At 63.0% G+C, this 19507-nt stretch carries 16 protein-coding genes; 7 read left to right on the plus strand and 9 right to left on the minus strand.

Going from position 1 to position 19507, the window contains the following annotated elements; translation table 11 throughout:
• Positions 1–26: 26 nt before the first annotated feature.
• Positions 27–707 (minus strand): DUF4410 domain-containing protein, encoded by a 681-nt coding sequence (locus QFZ91_RS04955; RefSeq protein WP_429566436.1) that lies wholly within the window; start codon positions 705–707, stop codon positions 27–29.
• Positions 708–911: 204 nt separating this feature from the next.
• Between QFZ91_RS04955 and QFZ91_RS04960 the strand changes: the two genes are divergently transcribed.
• Positions 912–2567: an FAD-dependent oxidoreductase gene (locus QFZ91_RS04960; protein WP_429566437.1), complete on the plus strand. Its 1656-nt coding sequence runs from the start codon at positions 912–914 to the stop codon at positions 2565–2567.
• 16 nt (positions 2568–2583) lie between these two features.
• Here QFZ91_RS04960 and QFZ91_RS04965 read toward each other — a convergent pair whose 3' ends face one another.
• Complete coding sequence (locus tag QFZ91_RS04965) at positions 2584–3486, minus strand: ATP adenylyltransferase family protein (protein ID WP_429566438.1); 903 nt, start codon at positions 3484–3486, stop codon at positions 2584–2586.
• Positions 3487–3536: 50 nt separating this feature from the next.
• Complete coding sequence (locus QFZ91_RS04970) at positions 3537–4022, minus strand: adenosine-specific kinase (protein ID WP_013093709.1); 486 nt, start codon at positions 4020–4022, stop codon at positions 3537–3539.
• Between the two features lie 508 nt (positions 4023–4530).
• Between QFZ91_RS04970 and QFZ91_RS04975 the strand changes: the two genes are divergently transcribed.
• From QFZ91_RS04975 to QFZ91_RS04985, 3 genes are all read left to right on the plus strand, one after another.
• Positions 4531–5838: a tryptophan leader peptide gene (locus QFZ91_RS04975; RefSeq protein ID WP_429566439.1), complete on the plus strand. Its 1308-nt coding sequence runs from the start codon at positions 4531–4533 to the stop codon at positions 5836–5838.
• A gap of 64 nt (positions 5839–5902) precedes the next feature.
• Positions 5903–6232: a hypothetical protein gene (locus tag QFZ91_RS04980; RefSeq protein WP_429566440.1), complete on the plus strand. Its 330-nt coding sequence runs from the start codon at positions 5903–5905 to the stop codon at positions 6230–6232.
• 33 nt (positions 6233–6265) lie between these two features.
• A complete protein-coding gene (locus QFZ91_RS04985; protein ID WP_429566441.1) occupies positions 6266–7111 on the plus strand; it encodes a GNAT family N-acetyltransferase in 846 nt (281 codons plus the stop codon).
• Positions 7112–7130: 19 nt separating this feature from the next.
• Here QFZ91_RS04985 and QFZ91_RS04990 read toward each other — a convergent pair whose 3' ends face one another.
• Together QFZ91_RS04990 and QFZ91_RS04995 are read right to left on the minus strand one after the other, a co-directional pair.
• On the minus strand, positions 7131–8720 hold the full coding sequence (locus QFZ91_RS04990; protein ID WP_429566442.1) for a methyl-accepting chemotaxis protein: 1590 nt from the start codon (positions 8718–8720) through the stop codon (positions 7131–7133).
• A 179-nt stretch (positions 8721–8899) separates the two neighbouring features.
• Positions 8900–9856, minus strand: coding sequence for a LysR family transcriptional regulator (locus QFZ91_RS04995; protein WP_176111264.1), 957 nt, complete (start codon positions 9854–9856; stop codon positions 8900–8902).
• Between the two features lie 119 nt (positions 9857–9975).
• On the opposite strand from QFZ91_RS04995, the gene QFZ91_RS05000 reads away from it, so the two are divergent.
• From QFZ91_RS05000 to QFZ91_RS05010, 3 genes are all read left to right on the plus strand, one after another.
• A complete protein-coding gene (locus QFZ91_RS05000) occupies positions 9976–11142 on the plus strand; it encodes a mandelate racemase/muconate lactonizing enzyme family protein (protein WP_429566443.1) in 1167 nt (388 codons plus the stop codon).
• Between the two features lie 147 nt (positions 11143–11289).
• On the plus strand, positions 11290–12660 hold the full coding sequence (gene dctA / locus QFZ91_RS05005; RefSeq protein WP_429566444.1) for a C4-dicarboxylate transporter DctA: 1371 nt from the start codon (positions 11290–11292) through the stop codon (positions 12658–12660).
• Positions 12661–12721: 61 nt separating this feature from the next.
• Complete coding sequence (locus tag QFZ91_RS05010; protein ID WP_429566445.1) at positions 12722–14269, plus strand: methyl-accepting chemotaxis protein; 1548 nt, start codon at positions 12722–12724, stop codon at positions 14267–14269.
• 34 nt (positions 14270–14303) lie between these two features.
• Here QFZ91_RS05010 and QFZ91_RS05015 read toward each other — a convergent pair whose 3' ends face one another.
• From QFZ91_RS05015 to QFZ91_RS05030, 4 genes are all read right to left on the minus strand, one after another.
• Entirely contained in the window at positions 14304–15827 is a 1524-nt protein-coding gene (locus QFZ91_RS05015) for an ATP-binding cassette domain-containing protein (protein ID WP_176111268.1), read from the minus strand.
• Positions 15824–16750 carry a branched-chain amino acid ABC transporter permease gene (locus QFZ91_RS05020; protein WP_429501678.1) on the minus strand — a complete coding sequence of 309 codons (927 nt, stop codon included), beginning with the start codon at positions 16748–16750 and terminating at the stop codon, positions 15824–15826. Before QFZ91_RS05020 ends, QFZ91_RS05015 begins: the two co-directional genes overlap by 4 nt.
• A 23-nt stretch (positions 16751–16773) precedes the next feature.
• Positions 16774–17649 (minus strand): branched-chain amino acid ABC transporter permease, encoded by an 876-nt coding sequence (locus tag QFZ91_RS05025; protein WP_429566446.1) that lies wholly within the window; start codon positions 17647–17649, stop codon positions 16774–16776.
• An 80-nt stretch (positions 17650–17729) separates the two neighbouring features.
• Positions 17730–18995: an ABC transporter substrate-binding protein gene (locus QFZ91_RS05030; protein WP_429566447.1), complete on the minus strand. Its 1266-nt coding sequence runs from the start codon at positions 18993–18995 to the stop codon at positions 17730–17732.
• Between the last annotated feature and the right edge of the window lie 512 nt (positions 18996–19507).

A 19507-nucleotide genomic window follows, 5' to 3' on the forward strand; every position in this document is an offset into this window, starting at 1 on the left:
AAGTCGTCGCAACGAAGTCGAGTCTTCTACTGGGCGCCAGTCTGAAGCCGTCGCGCGAGCTCGTCGGCTATCTGCTGCGCGCTGTTTCTGACCGCCGTCTTTTCATCGCGACCGGACAGAACGACCTTCGCGGCGATCACGTACGGATTGAGCTTGATCACCGCGCCCGGCATATCCCTGCTCTTGCCCTCTTCAACACCTTCATAAAGCGGCGGCAACTCCGGCGCGGCCAGGTTATCGCAGGAAACCGCGACCTGAAACTGGCTTTGGCCCGCGCCCATGCCCACCATCGCGCGACGCAGCCGGTTACCCTCGTCGACGCTGAGAAAAACACCGCGCACCTGCCAGCCGTCGTGAGGCAGCGGCTCACCCGGCGCGACGCGGCGCGCGTCTACTCCGGCCTTCTTCAGATCGTCCGTCAAGGATTGCGCCATCAGCGCGACGATCTCTCGCGCCCGCGCCTGCGGGTCCTGTTGCTGGCGCAGCGGACCCGCCGGCACCAGATTGCCCACGATGCCCCGCGCGCGGTGGCCCGGCCCGCTGTCAGGGGCGATATTCGCGGCGTCGAGATCGAAATCGGCGACATAGACAACCGGCGGCGCGACAGCAGCCGCGAGCGCTGCCGACGCATCCGCCGCCAGACATCCGTAAGCACTGGCACACACATACGTCGCCAGACCGACCATTCGCATCCATCGAAACATCATTGCGCACCTCCGCACTGATCGCCTGGTACTGGTTGCATGACAACGACGAAATACGCCGCTCACATCTTGGCTCTTCACCCATCTTAGGACTTTCGATCGTCTGCACCGCGATCCGAAAATCCTATACTGGGTCGATGCGGTTGGTGGCTATGCGCGTTGTCCGCGTATGCCTTGGCGCGAGTTCGACAAACGGAAAACAAAGCCATGCTGACGATCGACGACATTCGCGCCGTGCCGCTGTTCTCCAGCCTCCCCGACAGCGAACTGGCAACCCTCGCGCACACGGCCGCGGACCTGCATCTGTGCGCGGGCGAGTTCGCGGTTCATGAAGGTGGCGAGCGCGCGTTATACGCGGTGCTGTCGGGCAGGATGGAAGTCATCAAGACGTTCGACGGCATCGAGCGGACCTTGGGCTGGCGTCTGCCCGGCACGATCTTCGGCGAAGTGCCGCTTGCGCTGAGTTCGCCGTTTCCGGGCGCCTATCGAGCAGCCGAGCCTTCGCGCGTGATGCGCGTCGACGCGCCGCAATACTATGCGCTCGCGGCGGCGTCGCCCGAGGTGGCGTTCAAGATGGGGGCGCTCGCGCGCGAACGCATCGGCGGCCTGCAAAGCCTTTCTGCCGAGCCGCCGAAAGCGCGTGTGACGATCGTCGGCAACCGTTGGGACGATGCGTGCACGCTGCTGCGCCAGTTTCTCGCGCGCAATCAGATCAGCGCCGACTGGCTGGCGCCGGATGCGCCCGAACTGCCCGCGCGCTGGCCTGGCACCTGTCCGACGGAACGCGAGTGCCCCGCGTTGCGCCTCGTCGACGGCACGGTGCTGAGCCGGCCCGCGACCCGCGAACTGGCGGGACTGCTCGGCCTTCAAACGCAGCCGCGTATGGCCGGATACGACACGGCGATCATCGGCGGCGGCCCCGCGGGGCTGGCTGCCGCGGTGTACGGCGCGTCGGAAGGTCTGCGCACGCTGGTGCTGGAGCGCGAGGCGCCGGGCGGACAGGCGGGCACGTCGTCGCGCATCGAGAACTATCTCGGCTTTCCCAATGGCGTTTCCGGCGACGAACTGGCGAGCCGCGCGCTGCAACAGGCACGGCGGCTCGGCGCGGAAATCCTCGTGACGCGCTCGGTCGAGCGCATCGATGTAAAGACGCGGCGGATTCATCTCGATGGCGGCGACGCCGTGCACGCTCGAACCATCATTCTCGCGACGGGCGTCACGTGGCGGCGGCTTGCCATCGACGGCTTCGACCGCTTTATCGGCAAGGGGATCTACTACGGCGCGGCGCGCAGCGAAGCGAGCGCAACCCACGGCCTCGATGTCCATCTGATCGGCGGCGGCAATTCGGCCGGCCAGGCGGCGTTGTTCTTCGCCAATCATGCGCGCAGCGTGACGCTCGTCGTGCGCGGCGATTCGCTCGAAAAGGGCATGTCGCGCTATCTGGTCGAACAGCTTGCGGGCAAATCGAATGTCGCGGTGCGCTTGCGCTCGGAAGTCGTCGGCGCGCATGGCGACACGCATCTGACGGCCATCGACATTCGCGATTCGACGACGGACGCAGTAAGCCGGCACGACTGCGGCGGCCTGTTCGTCTTCATCGGAGCCGATGCGCAGACGGAGTGGCTGCCGGCCGAAATCGCGCGCGACGTACGCGGCTATGTTCTGACCGGCGACGACGTCGTCAAGGCCGCACGCTGGCCGCATCATCACCGCGATCCTTATCTGCTCGAATCGAGTGTGCTTGGCGTGTTTGCGTGCGGGGACGTGAGGCTGAGCCCTGTGAAGCGCGTCGCTTCGGCCGTCGGCGAAGGCAGCATGGCGATTGCTTTCGCGCACAGGTACTTGCAGTCGGACGGTGCGTGAGGTCGCCGCTCGGTCGCTATGTATTCGCAGGCAGCGCGGCGCGTTCCAATACCGTCATCGGGCCTAGCCTTTCGATCACGTCCAGTTGAGCCGCGTCACGCACGAACAGCGAACCCGCAAAGCCGAGCGCGTTGACCGACACGCCTTCGACACGCTCTTGCGATCTCGGCACGAGCAGCATCCAGCGCCGTGTGACCAGCAGGTTGTAGGGCGCCGCATGACACCACGCACGATCGATTTCGACCGCGCCGACACCCGCCGCTTCGAGCAGCGTGCGATAGCGGGACAGCGCCAGCTTCGGCGCATCCGCGCGCGTCAGATCATCCGCGTCGAAGCGCGCAAACGCATGCCAGAACGGCAGCTCCGGCAAGCGTTCGTGCGCGCCCAGCAAGGGCTCGATAGGCACCGGCGGACCGGTGTCCCCGAGCGGCAGCGGCACGATCTGCAGATGCTTGTGCGGCTGGCTCGAACCCGCCTCCGCGCCGCCGTTGTAAAAGCCGACGCCGTCGAATTCGGCCATGCACGCGAGCAGCGCTTCGAAATCGGCAAGATCGAGCAGCGCTTCCTGCGGTTCGAATTCGCGCGTGACGATCAGCAGATGATGATCGATCACGTTGAACTTGTTGAGCAACGCGAGATGCGTGTCGGAAATGTCGGCGACGAACAGATCCGGGTCGGGGGGAAGAAATGGGTCCGCTTGCGGGCGCTTTGCGGTCTGCAGCTTGTGCGCTTGCTCGCGCTGTTGTTCCTTGTGCGTCAGGCTCGACACCTGACGCACGAGAAAGCGGATGCCGCCGCTGTCGATCATGCACTGTTGCGTGTCGATCGGCCGTAGCGCGCCGCAACCGAGCGCATGGTCGGTCTGTCGCAGAATGGCGGGCCACAGCGTGCCCGGAATCAGGCGTCGTTGTCGTTCCATAGCATGTCGGCAGGTAGGCGGCGCGTGTAAAGCGAGTGAAAGCGCAGCGGCTACAGCTTGTAGCCTATCGTGCGCAAAAGATCCTTGCGCCATTGAACGTCTTCCGCACTTTCGGTGCCGACGGGTGGAAAGCCATCGATCACGCCGACTATCCCGCGCCCCTGATCCGTTTCAGCGACCAGCACTTCGACGGGATTCGCCGTTGCGCAGAAGATGCGGCAGACCTCGGGCACGGCCTTGATCGTGTTCAGCACGTTGACGGGGAAAAAGCCGTCGCCGAGAAATACGAAGAAGCTATGGCCCGCGCCGACGTTGGTCGCGTTCTGGCATGCCATCTCGACGAGGCTGTCGTCCGTGCCGGAGCGCCGCACGAGGCGCTTGCCGGAGGCCTCGCAAAACGCGAGCCCGAACTTGATGCCTGGCACCGTGCCAACCATCGCTTCGTGAATATCCTCGACGGATTTGATGAAGTGGCTTTGCCCGAGGATGAAGTTGGTCGCTTCGGGCTTGACGACCTTGACGGCGGACAATTGCATGGTGGACCTCGCTCCATTGCGGCAACACGCCGATGAAAACACGTCGAACACCGGCCAGCCCGACTGCGGATGGTTCGCGTCAGCCGGTCTTCGTCGATCCGGCTTCTAGCCTAGTACGAAAACCGGGCCTCCGGCGAACGACGCCACGAATTCCCGAATTCCGGAGCCCGTCGCGTACCGCGCGTGGCTCGTTGCGGGTCTATCCTGAAGCGATCCCGGCATCCAGGAAACCTGCGCCGTCGCGGCGCACGATCCGCGCCGCGGCTGCCCAGAAAGCCGCTTCCGGCTAGCATAAGACCTACGTCGAACAGGCAGAGAAAGCCTGACTTATGGCGGCATTGATCGACCACAAGCCGCGTCTCCGTCATAGCGTTTTGACCCGCTTTAACCCCCATCGCTCCGCAACAGCCTGTCCGAGTCAACAAGGTCAAGCGCCGGTTTACGCCCCCGACCGAGTGTGCAAGTATCTTCACCAAGCCGCATCCCGCACACTCTTGCGAGGTCCACGATGGCCTGGAAACTTTGGAAGACCGAGAAGCAGAACGACGAGACGCGAAGCTGGCCGAGCGGGACGCATGAGTCGTTGAAGCAGCTTCTGGACATGTACCTGGTCAGCGACTCGCCACCGTTTGCGAACTGGGCCGCGCCCGGGATCACCTTCACGCCCGAAGTCGAAACGCTCGCCCGAAACGGAGTTCGGGGCTATCAGCTTGCTCTCTGGCTGTGGCTTTTCGCCGAGAAGCACGGCACCATCGCGGCAAAAATGGTGCGCGAATCTTTTTGCCTGCTCGCCGACGCGATGCAGCCGTCTTCCGGCGACAAGATCGACTCGCTCCTCGAACTCGAAAACCGCCTCGCGCATTCTGTCGAAGACCTTTCCGCTCAACAGCGCACCTTCCGCCTGGAGGGACTGTCCGTCGAGCTACCGATGGAGTTTTTCCTCGCTACCGCCTTCCTGCGGCTCGCGCCGGATTCTCCATATGCGGGGACCGAAGGCACTCACGTGCAAGGCAATGACTTCAAGCTGGCCGACTGTTTCCGCCATGCAACCGAAGAGGGGCTGGCGGTATTCCGGCCGATGGTAGACGCGGTCGAGTTCGACGCGAAATCGCTGCCCAACTGGCGATGGAGCGCTCATCCCGGCGCTGCCGAGCGACACCTGCAACGCCGCCACAAGAATCCGCTGTTCGCGCTTCATCGCCAGATGGTGACCGCTCACGAGGTCTATGAGGCACGACTTGCCGATGCGCGGGCCATCGAGGAGGTCAGGAGCGAGCTCAATGAGATCAGCCGCTCGTTCTCCGAGACGACCGAATTGCCGTTGAACTGGCAGCCCTTCCTCGAACGATACCGGGACCACGTCGACAGGCTCGATGAACGCCGGCTCGTGGTTGGCGGACAGAGCACGTCTCTCGGCAACGCAATTGCGGAGTTGCGCGCCGACATACTTGCAACCTGGCGCGCTTCGATTCACAAGAACCGGCACAGTCTCGCGACCCTGGAGCAGGACGAAGCGAAACGGACCGAGCGGCGCACGCTGCTGTATGGATGCGACTGGACGGCTCAGCTTTTGAGCCACGGGTCGCTGATTCCGCCAGAAGAGGTGGTGCCCGCGCTGCTGAGCGAGCCTCCCTCCGAGCTGGAAAAGGTGGTGGCGGGTCTGCGAGGCGAACCGCGACTGCACGAGACGCTGGCGCAGTGTCGTGCAACCGCGCATCGGCTCGTCAACGAGCTTCGCGCGGCCGGCCATCAGCTTCCCGATATCGACGACAAGCTTCGCATTCTGGATGGTGCGCCCGAGCAGTTGCCGGATTGATCGTCTTGCTGGTATGCGATGTCTTGTAACCCGTGGATGCCACGCCCGACCACAAAGGCCACTTATGAATTCTTCCTCTCGCGCCCCGCTCGATCTAGCGACCGAGGCGGCATCCACGCTTTCGGAGTACCTGGAGCTTTCGCTAGACAAAGGACAGAGCCTGATTTTCGTGCTCTCTCACGGCGAAAATAGCGAAGTCTATCTTGGCGACCCCGGCGAGCCAGACGCGGACTGGACAAGCTGCGCGGCCATTCCGAACGCGATGGTCCACGCGCTTCTGGAGACCACCCGGTCGGGATTCAACCAGTTGGTCATCGAAGGACAGGCCTACCGCTTCGCCCGGACCTTCGCGCAAGTTGCCGGGCATGGCGCCGTCGTCTTCACGCCCGCATAGACGTTGTAGCCAATCACGTTGCTGCGTTTGAGCATGGATGATCATAGCGATTTCGTTGTGCGCAACATGTCGTCCAGCGAGGTCGATCTGGCGATCGAATGGGCTGCGGCAGAGGGATGGAATCCGGGCCTCGACGACGCGCGATGCTTCTGGAATGCAGATCCCAATGGCTTTTTCGTCGGTATCTGGCGCGGCGAGCCGGTGGCATGCATCTCGGCAGTCGCCTACGACGAGCGCTCCGGTTTCATTGGCCTCTACATCGTCAAGCCGGCATTTCGCGCCAGGGGTTTCGGTCTGCGCACGTGGCAGCACGCGATGCGCTATCTGGGAGATCGGACGATCGGCCTCGATGGTGTCGTTGCCCAGCAGCCGAACTATATGAAATCCGGCTTCCAGCTCGCGTATCGCAACATCCGCTTCCAGGGCGTCGTGCGAGCCGCGTCGACGCCCAGGCTGACGAACGCGCGGGAGGTACCCTTCGCGCAACTGCTTGCCTACGACAGCGCATGTTTTTCGACCAACCGTTCCCGCTTCCTCGCGGACTGGATCGCCCAATCACAGGCGCTGGCTCTGGCGGATGTGCGCAACGATCAGATCAGAGGGTACGGTGTGCTGCGCCGCTGCAGGAGCGGCTACAAGATCGGTCCGCTCTTTGCCGACGACGCACGGATTGCCAACGATCTATTCGACGGGCTGGTCGCGAGCGCCGCAGGCGAAGTCATCGCGCTCGATGTCCCGGAAGTCAACGCGGCTGCGGTCGCGCTCGCTGAACGCTACGGCATGGTGAGCGCATTCGAAACGGCGCGCATGTACACGCGCGCCGCGCCGGCCATTCCCGTGCAACGCGTGTTCGGGGTGAGTACGTTCGAACTAGGTTGACTGCAAAGCAACAGACCGATCATCGAGCGGCCGAGAGCGACGACTCACGCTGACCGGAAATGGTGAAAAGGCGCACGGTCTCATCCAGCACCTGAGCGGAGTCGATCAGCCGTTGCGCAGTGGCCGTCGCTTGCTCCACCAGCGCGGCGTTTTGCTGGGTCGCGCTGTCGAGGTGCGTGATTGCCTGATTCACCTGCATGATGCCTTTGGCCTGCTCGTCGCTGGCGTTCGACACATCGTCGATGATGGTCAGTACGCGTCTGACCGTCTCGTCGATCACTTTCATCTGCGACGCGGTGCGGTCGATCAGTTCCGTTCCTTGCGAGACTTCCGCGACGGTCAGATCCACCACGGACTTGATTTGCCGCGCGGACTCCGCGCAACGTTGCGCGAGCATGCGGACTTCGGTGGCGACGACCGCGAACGATCGGCCGGCGTCGCCGGCACGGGCGGCTTCGACTGCCGCGTTCAAAGCAATGATGTTGGTCTGAAAGGCGATGCCATCGATCACGCCCGTGATATCGGCGATACGCTGCGACGCCGACGTAATGCCGGACATGGTCCGCTCAACCTGACCGACGATCTCGCCGCCAAGCGCCGCGGCATCCTGTGCTTCCCGCGCAAGTCCGAGCGCGGACGCGGCGGCGTCTGCATTGGCCTTCACGCTGGTGGTGAATTGCTCCATGGTCGCAGCGGTTTCCTCGAGCGACGCCGCTTGCGATTCAGTGCGGCGCGCCAGATCTTCATTGCCGCTCGACATTTCACGAGCGGAGTCCACCACCCCGCCGATCTGGCCACGCACGTCCAGCACGATCGCGCCGAGGTTCGCCTTCAGTTGGTTCAGCGCGCTGAGTACGTCGCCGAAATCTCCGTTCCTCGAGATGCTCATTTGGGCAGTGAGGTCGCCGGCAGCCATACGGGTGGCGAAACTGGAGAGCCCCGCGAGCGGCGCACCCAATTGCTTTCTCAACGCCAGCCAGGCCAGGCCGGCCAGCATCGCGGTGACGCCAGTCGCGCTCCAGTACGGCAACGGCGGCATCCCGCCGTACAGCGCCGCACCGACGAGCGGGAAGACCAGCGGCGCAATCGCATAGCCGACACCGATGCGCGCCACGACGGACAAGTGCGTCAGTGCCTGCAGCTTGCCGGCTATCCCGGTACGCACCAGCTTCCCGCGGCGCAACTTGTGCGAGCGCAACGTGCCTTCGCGCATCCGCGTATAGGTTGACTCGGCAAGCCTCACTTCGTTGCGAGAAGGCTTGGTGCGAACGCTCAGATAGCCGACGGTCTGACCGCTTTCGATCACCGGCGTGACGTTCGCGCATACCCAGTAGTGGTCGCCATTCTTGCGGCGGTTTTTCACGAGCGCCGTCCAGGGCTGACCCGCGCGGATCGTCTCCCACATGTCGGCGTAGGCCTCGCGCGGCATGTCGGGATGCCGGACGATGTTATGTGGCGCGCCGAGCAACTCTTCTCGCGTGAAGCCTGAGATCGCAATGAATCCGGGGTTGCAGTACTGAATCCTTCCTTTCAGGTCGGTTGCCGAGACAAGCATCTCCGAGGGGGGGAAATCGAATTCGCGTTGTGTTACAGGGGGGTTATTGCGCATGAAGGTCGTTAGCGAGGCACCGCGCTCTGCTGAAGGCGCCGGAATGTCGGTCAATGGACGTTCTAACGGCAATACCCTCAAAATATTGAGGGTTATCTGACTAGCTTAGTCGGGTAATCGAAAGCTTCGCCCCAACAAGTGCTATGCACCTGTCGCGGCGACGCCTAGCGATATGAACCTCACTTCCGCGAGCCCCTCTTCTTCCTTTCCGGAACTTCGACGGTAGTGTCGACCGGTGTGAACGGCGCCTGAAAATGATCGACGAGGAAATCGATGAAGGCTCGCGCCCGCGCCGTCTGATTGCGCTGCCTCGGGTAGTAGACGAACAGGTCCGCCGACGGCAGCACGGTATTCGGCAGCACCAGCTTGAGGCGCCCGCTCTGTACGTACTTGGCCAGATCCCATTCGGAGCGAATCAGAATCCCGTGACCGTCGAGCGCCCACCGAAGCGCAATGTCGCCATCGTTGCTCGATAGCACGCCTTTGACCTTGATCGCTTCGATGTGGTCGTTCACGATGTAGCGCCACACGCCATAAGCGTCATCGTTCTGCCGATGAATGATGCAGCGATGCTGATGCAGGTCCTCCACGCGCTCGGGCGCTCCAAAACGCTCCAGATATTTCGGCGACGCGCAAAGAAAACGGCGATTGCTCATGATGCGCCTCGCGCTCAGCCGACTGTCCGGCAGCTCGCCGAACCGTATCGCCATGTCGAAGGCGCCTTCGACGAGATCCACCGGCCGGTCCGTCACCTCGAACTGCACTTCGACGTTCGGAAAACGCCTGGCGAAGTCGGAGACGAGCGGCGCGATGGTCGTCCTGCCGAAACCCAGCGTCGCGTTGATGCGCAACGGCCCATGCGGATCGCGCCGGGCGCCGGAGATGGCCTCCTCCATCTCGCGGACCTGCCCGACGATCTGGGACGCGTAGCGCAGATAGGTCTCTCCCTCGGGCGTCAGGCTGACGCTGCGCGTAGTCCGGTTGACCAGACGCGCGCCGAGCCGCTGCTCGATGATCCCCAGCCGCTTGGTCGCCGCTGGCGGACTGAGATCGAGCGCCCGGGCGGCGCCGGACATGCTCCTGAGTTTCGCAAGAAGAATGAAGAACTCGAAGTCGGATACGGGTGCAGTACTCACTTTTGGTGAAATATATAGTGAACACAAGTGAATTCTAGCAAGCACTTTCGGGGCTAAGCTACGCACCACATTGCAGCCAGGGTGGCTCAATAACCGTTCAAATCTCTGGAGACAGTGGCGTGAGAATCGTTGAAATCCGCGAAAAGACCGTTCCGATCAGTTCGCCGATCCGGAACGCCTACATCGACTTCAGCAAAATGACCTTGAGTCTCGTCGCGGTCGTCACGGACGTGATCCGCGACGGTAAGCCGGTGATCGGCTATGGCTTCAACTCGAACGGCCGCTACGGTCAGGGCACGCTGATGCGCGAGCGCTTCATCCCGCGCCTGCTCGAGGCCGACCCGGCCGCGCTCGTCGACGACTCCGGCGACAACCTCGATCCCCACAAGATCTGGGCGACGATGTTCATCAACGAGAAGCCCGGCGGCCACGGTGAGCGCTCCGTCGCGATCGGCACGATCGATATGGCCGTCTGGGACGCGGTGGCGAAAATCGCCGGCAAACCGCTGTTCCAGTTGCTCGCCGAGCGGTACGGCAATGGCGAGGCCAACCGCAAGATCTTCGTCTACGCGGCGGGCGGCTACTACTATCCGGGCCAGGACCACGAGAAGCTCAAGGATGAGATGCGCAGCTACATCGACCGGGGCTACACGGTCGTGAAGAAGAAAATCGGCGGTGCGTCGCTCGACGAAGACCTGCGACGCATCGACTCGATCCTCAGCGTGCTGCAGGACGGCCAGAAGCTCGCGGTCGATGCCAACGGCCGCTTCGATCTCGATACGGCGATCAGCTATGCGAAGGCGCTGTCGCAGTACGACCTGTTCTGGTATGAGGAGGCGGGCGACCCGCTCGACTTCGAGTTGCAGGCGACGCTGCGCAACTACTATGACAAGCCGATGGCGACCGGCGAAAACCTGTTCTCGATGCAGGATGCCCGCAACCTGATCCGCTACGGAGGTATGCGCCCCGATCGCGATTGGCTGCAATTCGATTGCGCATTGAGCTACGGTCTCGTCGAATATCTGCGAACGCTCGATATGCTGCATCAGCATGGCTGGTCGAGAAGCCGTTGCATTCCCCACGGCGGGCACCAGATGTCGCTGAACATCGCTGCGGGCCTCGGACTCGGCGGCAACGAATCGTACCCCGACCTGTTCCAGCCATACGGCGGTTTCCCGGACGGCGTTCGCGTCGAGAACGGATATATCACGATGCCGGAGCTGCCCGGCATCGGCTTCGAAGGCAAATCCGACCTGATCGCCGAGATGCGCAAGCTGGCTGAATAACGCGCGCTCGCAACGGCACCGACAAACATTCGCGCTCGAATGGTTCATAAAAAGACGGAACGAAGCCGGCTCAATGCGGCCCTCCCACGCTGCTCGCGTGGGAGGGCCGCATTTTCCCTTTGAAGACGCCACGCACAGGAGACAGACATGCCAGTATCGAAAGTAAGAAGAGCAGTTTCCAAGCTGTACGTTCAGGTCCTCATCGGGATCGTGGCCGGCGTCCTGCTGGGTCACTTCTACCCCGAACTCGCGTCGCAGATGAAGCCGCTGGGCGACCTGTTCATCAAGCTGATCCGAATGCTGCTTGCGCCGATCATCTTCGCGTCGGTCGTAGTCGGGATCGCGCGCATGAACGACCTCCATCAGGCGGGCCGGGTAGGCGTGAAAGCCCTTCTCTATTTCGAACTGGCATCGACGGTCGCGCTGATTGCGGGGATGGTGGTGGTCAATGTCATCGAACCCGGCAGCGGCATGAACATCGATCCCTCGCAGATCGATGCCGCCGCGATTTCGACCTATACGCACGCGGCGCAGCAACACGGGATGCTCGACTTCTTCATGAGCATCGTTCCGAATAGCATCGTCGGGGCATTCGCCAAGGGCGAGATGCTTCCGATCATTTTCTTTTCAGTTCTGCTCGCTATCTCGCTGGCGCAGCTCGGACCTCGTACCGCACCATTCGTCGACATGCTCGACATGTTCCTTCAAGGCATGTTCGGCGTGGTGCGGATCGTCATGTACGTTGCTCCGATCGGCGCATTCGGCGGCATGGCCTTCACGATCGGCAGATACGGCATCGGCACGTTGGCATCGTTCGGCGAGTTGATGCTTTGTCTGTATCTGACCTCGTTCTTCTTCGTGTTCGTCGTGCTTGGTCTTGTCATGAAAATGTGCGGGCTTTCGCTTTGGAAGTTTCTCCGCTACATCAGGGACGAGATTCTGATTACGCTCGGCACGGCGTCGACAGAAGCGGTGTTGCCGCAGATGCTGATCAAGATGGAGGCGATGGGCTGCGCTCGCCCGGTGGTTGGCATGGTCTTGCCCACCGGCTATACGTTCAATGCCGACGGAACGGCGATTTATCTGACGATGGCGGCGTTGTTCATCGCCCAGGCGATGAACGTCCACCTCAGTATCTGGGACCAGTTGCTCGTGCTCGGCGTGCTGCTGCTCACGTCCAAAGGCTCCGCGGGCGTGGCCGGGGCGGGATTCGTCGCGCTGGCCGCGACGCTTGCCTCGATGCACAAGATTCCCGTCGAAGGCCTCGTGCTGCTGCTCGGCGTGGACCGCTTTCTGAACGAGGCGCGTGCGGTCACGAACCTGATCGGCAATGGCGTTGCGACCGTCGTCGTCGCTCGCTGGGAGGGCCAACTCGATAGGAACCTGGCGCGCGCGGTGCTGAATCGCGACAACACGGCTCACTTCCGAACACCGGGTCCTGCCACGCAACCCGCAGTCTCGCCGACATTGCCGACTGAAGCGGAGGCGGTTCTCGATGGCTCAGCGAACCATCAATAGAACTGAACTTTTCGGAATGGGTGCCGTTAACCCAGCGGTATCTCACTTTTCCGAATTCAGCATGAAACTGACCATCAAGTTCCGTCTTCTCGCCACCCTCACCCTGCTCGGGTTCCTGCTGACGGTGACTGGCGTACTGGGTATCGCCGGCATGCGTGGCTCGAACCATGCGGTTGCGCAGGCGTATACCAACGACGTGGCCGCCTCGACCGCGCTCGGCAAGTCCAACCTGAACCTGACCGTAGTGCGCACTACGCTCGATCGCGTGCTGCTGCACCCGGAGGCGGCGGATAGAGCCGCCCTCATCGATAAGGCGCGCAACTATCTAGCGGTCTCCGACAAAGCCTGGAAAGAGTACCGCGCACTGCCCGTCTCCGATGCGGAAGCGGCCTTGTCGAAGGCCGTCGCCGACGCCCGCGAAGCGATGCTGCATGGCGCACTCGAGCCGATGATGGACGCGATGAGCCGTGGCGACCACGAGGGTGCCGACCATATTGCAATGGTCGTTATGCCGCCGTTTGCCGCGGCTCTAACGCAGAAATCCGCGGAGCTGGACAAGTTTCGCAACGCGCAAGGCAACGCTCGCTACGACACGGCACAGCATAGCTACCAGACACTTGCAACCATTACCGCAATCGCGATCGCCGTCGGTCTTCTGACCTGCGTCACCTGCGGCTTCACGCTGCTTCGCGCAATCGCGCGCCCGATCGACATGACGGTGCGCCATGTCGAGCGACTCGCTCAGGGCGACATGTCGCAGCAACTGCGCTTCGACAGCAATGACGAAATGGGTCGCCTCGTCAGAAGCGTTGGGCAGATGCAGAAGGACATCGGCACGATGATCGAACAGATCGCTCGCGGCAGCGAGTCGATCGCGTCCGCGACCCAGCAAATTTCGGCCGGCAACGCGGACCTGTCGGCGCGCACCGAGGCGCAGGCGGCGTCCATCGAGGAAACGGCGGCGAGTATGGAACAACTGACCAACGCCGTTACGGAGAACGCGGCGCACGCGCGTGAAGCGCGCGAGCTGGCCGACGCGACGAAGGCGACGGCCGGTGCGGGCGCGGACGTCGTCCGTCAGGTCATCGACGCGATGCGCGACATTCACGACGGCGCGAAAAGAATGGGCGAGATCATCGGGGTGATCGAAGGCATCGCCTTTCAGACCAACATCCTCGCGTTGAATGCGGCTGTCGAGGCCGCGCGCGCCGGAGAGGAAGGACGCGGCTTTGCCGTCGTCGCCGGCGAGGTGCGCAATCTCGCTCAGCGCTCGGCGACCGCGGCGAAGGAAATCAAGGAGCTGATCGACGCGTCGACCGCGCGCGTCGCCGACGGTTCGCGCCTCGTCGGCCGGGCCGGTGAGACGATGGGCGAAGTACAGACGGCCGTCGGTCGCGTCACGTCGATCATGAGCGACATCGCGACGGCTTCGGCCGAACAGAGCGATGGCATCGAGGAAGTCAATCGCGCGATTACGCAGATGGATCAGATGTCGCAGCAAAATGCCGCGCTGGTCGAACAGGCAGCCGCCGCGGCCGCGTCGCTCACCGAGCAGACTGGCCTATTGACCCGGGCGGCTGGCCGATTCCGCTTTGCGTCCCTGTCCTGATGCCACGCTATAGGCTCGCGTGCCGCGACACGCCTTAGGTTCGCGAGCCGCCGGAGGTCGTGGTGTCCGCGTCATTGGCAGGCACCGCCTCGAGAAAACCGCGCCCCATCTCCGCCTCGAAGCGCGCAGCGCTGCCCTCCCAGATGATGCGCGCGTGTTCGAGAACGTAAACGCGATCGGCATGCGGCAGCGCAAACCTGACGTTCTGCTCGCCCAGCAAGACGGTGATGGGCGTGGACTTCTGCAGCGAATCCAGCGCTTTCGACAATTGCTCGAGAATCACGGGCGCGAGGCCGAGTGTCGGCTCGTCGAGAATCAGCAGCTTCGGTTGGGTCATTAGCGCGCGCGCTATCGCGAGCATTTGCTGCTCGCCGCCGGACAGCGTACGCGCGGTTTGGCCCTGGCGCGACTTCAGGATCGGAAACAGATCGAACAGCCACGACAGCTGCTTGGCGCGCGCCGAATCAGCAAGATGATATCCGCCGAGTTCGAGATTCTCGCGTACCGTCATGTCGCCGAATAGCTCGCGCGTTTCCGGGCATTGCACGAGGCCGGCGCGCGAGATCGCGGCACCGCTGATGCCGCGCAGATCGCGGCCATCGAAGCGGATCGTCCCCTTGTACGGCACGAGGCCCGAGAGCGCGTTGAACAGCGTCGTCTTGCCCGCGCCGTTCAGGCCGACAACCGAGACGAATTCGCCCTCGCGCACTTGCAGACTGACGTCGTCGAGTGCGCAAGCCTTGTCGTAGAGCACGCGCACACCGCTCACCTCGAGGATGGTGGGCTTCGCATTGCCCGCGGCTCCGGTGCGCTGGCGCAGCTCCAGCTTGCCGCCCAGATAGACGCGGCGCACCGTCTCGTTCTGCATCACCTGTTCGGCGGTGCCCTCGGCGACACGCTCGCCAAGGTACATCGCCAGCACACGGTCGGCGAGCGCGGACAGACTCTTCACGTTGTGATCGACCAGCAGCACCGCGCGCCCTTCGGCGCGAAAGCCTCGAATCAGCTCGGAAAACGCGTGCGATTCCGCCACCGTCAGTCCCGCAAACGGCTCGTCCACCAGCACGACCTGCGGGTCGCGCGCAATCGCCTTGGCCATCTCCATGCGGCGCAGATCCGCAAACGGCAGCGTCGCGGGATGCCGATGCATGACGCCGGCAAGGCCCACGCGCTCGGCGATTTCCTGCGCGCGCTGGTGCACGTGGGGTTCGGCAGCGAGCTTGACGAGCGAATCAGGCAGCAGCGCGAGCTTGATATGTTCCAGCACCGTTTGCCGATGCAGCGGCCGCGAATGCTGAAACACGATGCCCACGCCCGCGCGCGCGATGCGGTGCGGCGCCCAGCCGGCCATCTCCACGCCGTTCACCTTGACCGACCCCGCATTGGGCCGCTCGATGCCCATGATCAGCTTCATGACCGTGGACTTGCCCGAGCCGTTCGGTCCAATCAGACCGAGGATCTCGCCGGGCCGGATCTCGAAGCCGATATCCTTGACTGCGACGAGACCGCCGAAGCGCTTGGTCAGCCCGCGTACGGAGAGCAGCGGCGTGTCGTTCATTGGCGCTCCCTCGCACGTAGCAGATTGCCGAGCAGACCGTCTGGAAAGAACAGCAGCGCAGCCAGCGCGACCGCCGCGACGACGAACGTGTTGAGCTGCCCGAGCGGTCGCAGGAACTCGCCGGCGACGATCAGGAAGATCGAGCCGAGCACCGCTCCGAGTATCGTCCGGCGTCCGCCGAGCACGGCCGCGATGATGATCTGCACGCCCACGCTGAGATCCACCACCGTGCTCACGGAAGCCGTGCCCTGGTAGAACACCAGCATCGCGCCGGCCACGCCCGAGAAAACGGCGCTGATGCAGAAGGCCACGAGCTTGTGCCGCGTGACATTGAAACCCAACGCCTGCGCGCCGGTCGCGTCCTGGCCGCTCGCCTGCAGGATCAGACCGACTGCCGAACGCGACAGGCCGAACAGCAGGATCGCGCAAACGATCAGGAACGCGAGGGCGATCCAGTAGTTATGGTTCGCATCGACCGACATCACGTCCGGCACCATCATGCCGATCTCGCCGCCCGTTATGCCCGCGAAGATCACGATGGCGTTTTGCAGCAGCAGTACGGCCACGAGCGTAACTAGCCCGAAGTAAGGACCGCGCAGCCGCAGCGCGGGCACCGCGAGGAGCAAGCCGCCCACTAGCGCGACGCCGCCGCCCGAGAGCACGCAAACGGGTATGGGCAGGCCCCACCTGGCGTTGAGGATCGCAGCCGAATAGGCGCCGAGTCCGATCAGGAACGTCGGCCCGAAGTTGACCTCGCCGGCAAAGCCGAACAACAGGTCCCACGACATCGCGAACACGCCGAAGTAAAACGCAACCGTGAGCACGCCGAGGATGTAGCCAGAAAGCCACCACGGCAACGTCGCAGCGATCACGGCGAGCGCAACGGCGACCCATGCGCCACGCGAACGGAGAAGAACGGACATAGGGGTACGCTCCATTCGCACTGTTAGCGGCGTCCCAGGAAGCCCTGGGGCCGTACATACACGACCAGTACCAGTAACAACAACGCGGGCAGCGGGCGCAGCGTCGGCGCGATCAGATAGGCCGTGACCGTCTCCAGATAACCCACGACATAGGCGGCCATCAACGAGCCCGACACACTGCCGAGTCCGCCCAGCACGACGATCGAGAACGCGCTGGCCGTGAGCTGCCCCGCATTGTTCGTGCTCACGCCAAGGAACGAAGCGAGCAGCACGCCCGCAATGCCGGCCAGCACGCCGTAGATGCTCCACGCGAGAAGATAGATCCGGGAGAGTTCGAAGCCGAGCAGCGTGAGACCGCGCGGATTCATCGAAGCCGCGAGCAGCGCTTTGCCTGCACGCGTGCGGTTCACGAACAGCCACAGCATGCCGATCACGGCCCAGCAGACCAGCGCGATCATGATTTCGTTGTACGGCACGCGCACGCTGCCCACCATCGCCACCCCGCTGATCAGCGGGCGCATCGTCACCGGGTTGTCGGTGAAGAGCCACGCCATGCCCTGCTGGATCATGATGCCCCACAGCAGCGTGCCGGTGAGCACGAAGATTTCCTTCTCTTCGCCGGGAATCGCAGCCGAGCGTTGAATGGGCCGCACCACCATCAAGTAGGTGACGAAGGCCGTCACGAGACCCGCGATCACGCCGAGCAGCGTGCCGAGATAGGTGCCAAGCCCCGCCTCGCCCGCGAGCATCCAGCCCATCAGCGCCGCGACCAGCATCACGCCGCCGTGCGCGAGATTCAGGATGCCGGAGACGCCGAAGATCAACGTGAAGCCGATCGCGCCCAGCGCATAGAGGGAACTGATTGCAAAGCCGTCGACGAGAATCTGCAGTAGCAACATGCCCGGCCTTTCATGTTGGTTAGGGTGTCGATTCGTGCGGTGTCCGGGCCTTCGCCCGGACAGTCGCGATCGTCGTACGGCTAGTTCGCGCTTGCCTGCTTCACCTTGATGAAGGTCGGGAATTTCACCGCGCCGTTGGCGATCGACTTGGGCCAGATCGCGACCTGCTTGCCGTTCTGCCATTGCAGGTTGATACCCGTGATATAGCCGGGCCCGTACTTCAGCGCGTGCGTGAACTGATCGCTCTTGCCATAGAACTGCCAGCGTCCGATCGTGCCCACGTAGTCGGTTTTCTCGAGCGCGTCGACCATCTGGTCCGGATCGGTCGAGCCCTTGTTGCGCCTGATCGCGTCCGCGATGATGTAGACGAGGTCGTAACTCGTGAAGCCGCAATACGCCGGAGAGACGCCGAACTTCTTCTGGTACTCATCCGTGAAGGGGACCGTTTTCGGCGTGATCGCCACGCCCGGCGCGGCGGCCGAGGCCGTGATCACGCCCTCGGTCGCGCCGTTCGTGTCCTTCCAGAAGCTGGTGGTCGTGGCCTGCGAGCTTTGGCCCGACATCGGAATCGGCACTTGCTGGTCGTGCCATTGCACGGTCGGCTGCACCCCTACGTGGCTGATGCCGGTGGTGATCGTATCGGGGTGCTTCGCCTCGATCTGGTTGAAGATCGGCGTGAAGTCGGAGGTATCGGGATTGAAGCGGATGTGATCGAGCACCTGAAGTCCCGCTTTGGGCAGGCATTCGAGGTAACGTTCGTCGAGCGGCTTGGTCCACGCCGCGTCTTCGCTCATGACGACGGTCGTTTTCATCTTGAACTGGCCGACCAGAACGTCGTGCGAGAAGTCGCAGATAGATTGCGCGATGAATGCCGACGTCATCCAGCCGTGGAATGTGTATTTGTAGTGGTCGTAGTCGTCGTGAACGTGCTTCGAGATGTCGTTGCTAGCCGCGCCGGGGGTGATGAAGGGCACCTTCAGGCGCCCGGACCACGGTTCCATCGCGAGCGCCACTTCGCTGATGTAGCTGCCGATCACAGCGACCACCTTGTCCTGGGTCGCCGCGCGCTGGAAGGCGCGCACGCCGTCCGAGGCCGATGAATGGTCGTCGTACGCGACGATCTGGATGGGCCTGCCATCGACGCCGCCGCTAGCGTTGATCTGGTCCGCGGCGAGCTGCGCCGCCTTGCTGATCGAAGCGCCCGCCACCGAGGATTCCTCGCTGATCACGCCGATCTTGATCGGCTCGGCCGCCGCATGAGCGCCTGCCGCCAGACCTAGCCCCGCCGCTACCATCCCCGTCGCGACGATGCAATGAAGGTTTCGCCACACATTGTTACTGGACATCATGCATCTCCGATTCGAATGGATCGTTGAGCAACAATTGCCCGCCACATTGCAGCATCTTAAGAATGCGCACACAACAATATTCACCCGTTTTGCGCCGCTCAATCGGTACAAACGATGACCGGGTCCGTACGGACTTCATGGTGCAGAGCGGCAAAAATCTTGCGGCTCGCGCCGGCAGGAAGCGGTTTTTTCTTGGTGAGAACTATCGCTGTGTAGTGTGAGATTAGCGGCCTTCTTCCTCTCGCTTATTCGTCATCCGAAGCATTGTGTCGGCGGTTCAATGGACCAACGTCCGGCCGCCTTGCAACCGCCCGCGACGCAGCGCATCAAGCCGCGCCACGATCAGCTCGAGGGTGGCACGCGCGCCTGCGTGCGGGTCCGAACATTACGCGGCAACCCTGCTTGCTGACATATGTACGTCATGATAGGTTGCTGCAATTCCCGCTGCCGAACCTGGCATCTGTTTTCGCAACGCTACGCGCCCGATAAAAAAAAGCGGGATGGGTTGA

It is taken from the genome of Paraburkholderia sp. JPY419 (assembly GCF_050435705.1).
Taxonomy (GTDB): Bacteria; Pseudomonadota; Gammaproteobacteria; order Burkholderiales; family Burkholderiaceae; genus Paraburkholderia; species Paraburkholderia youngii.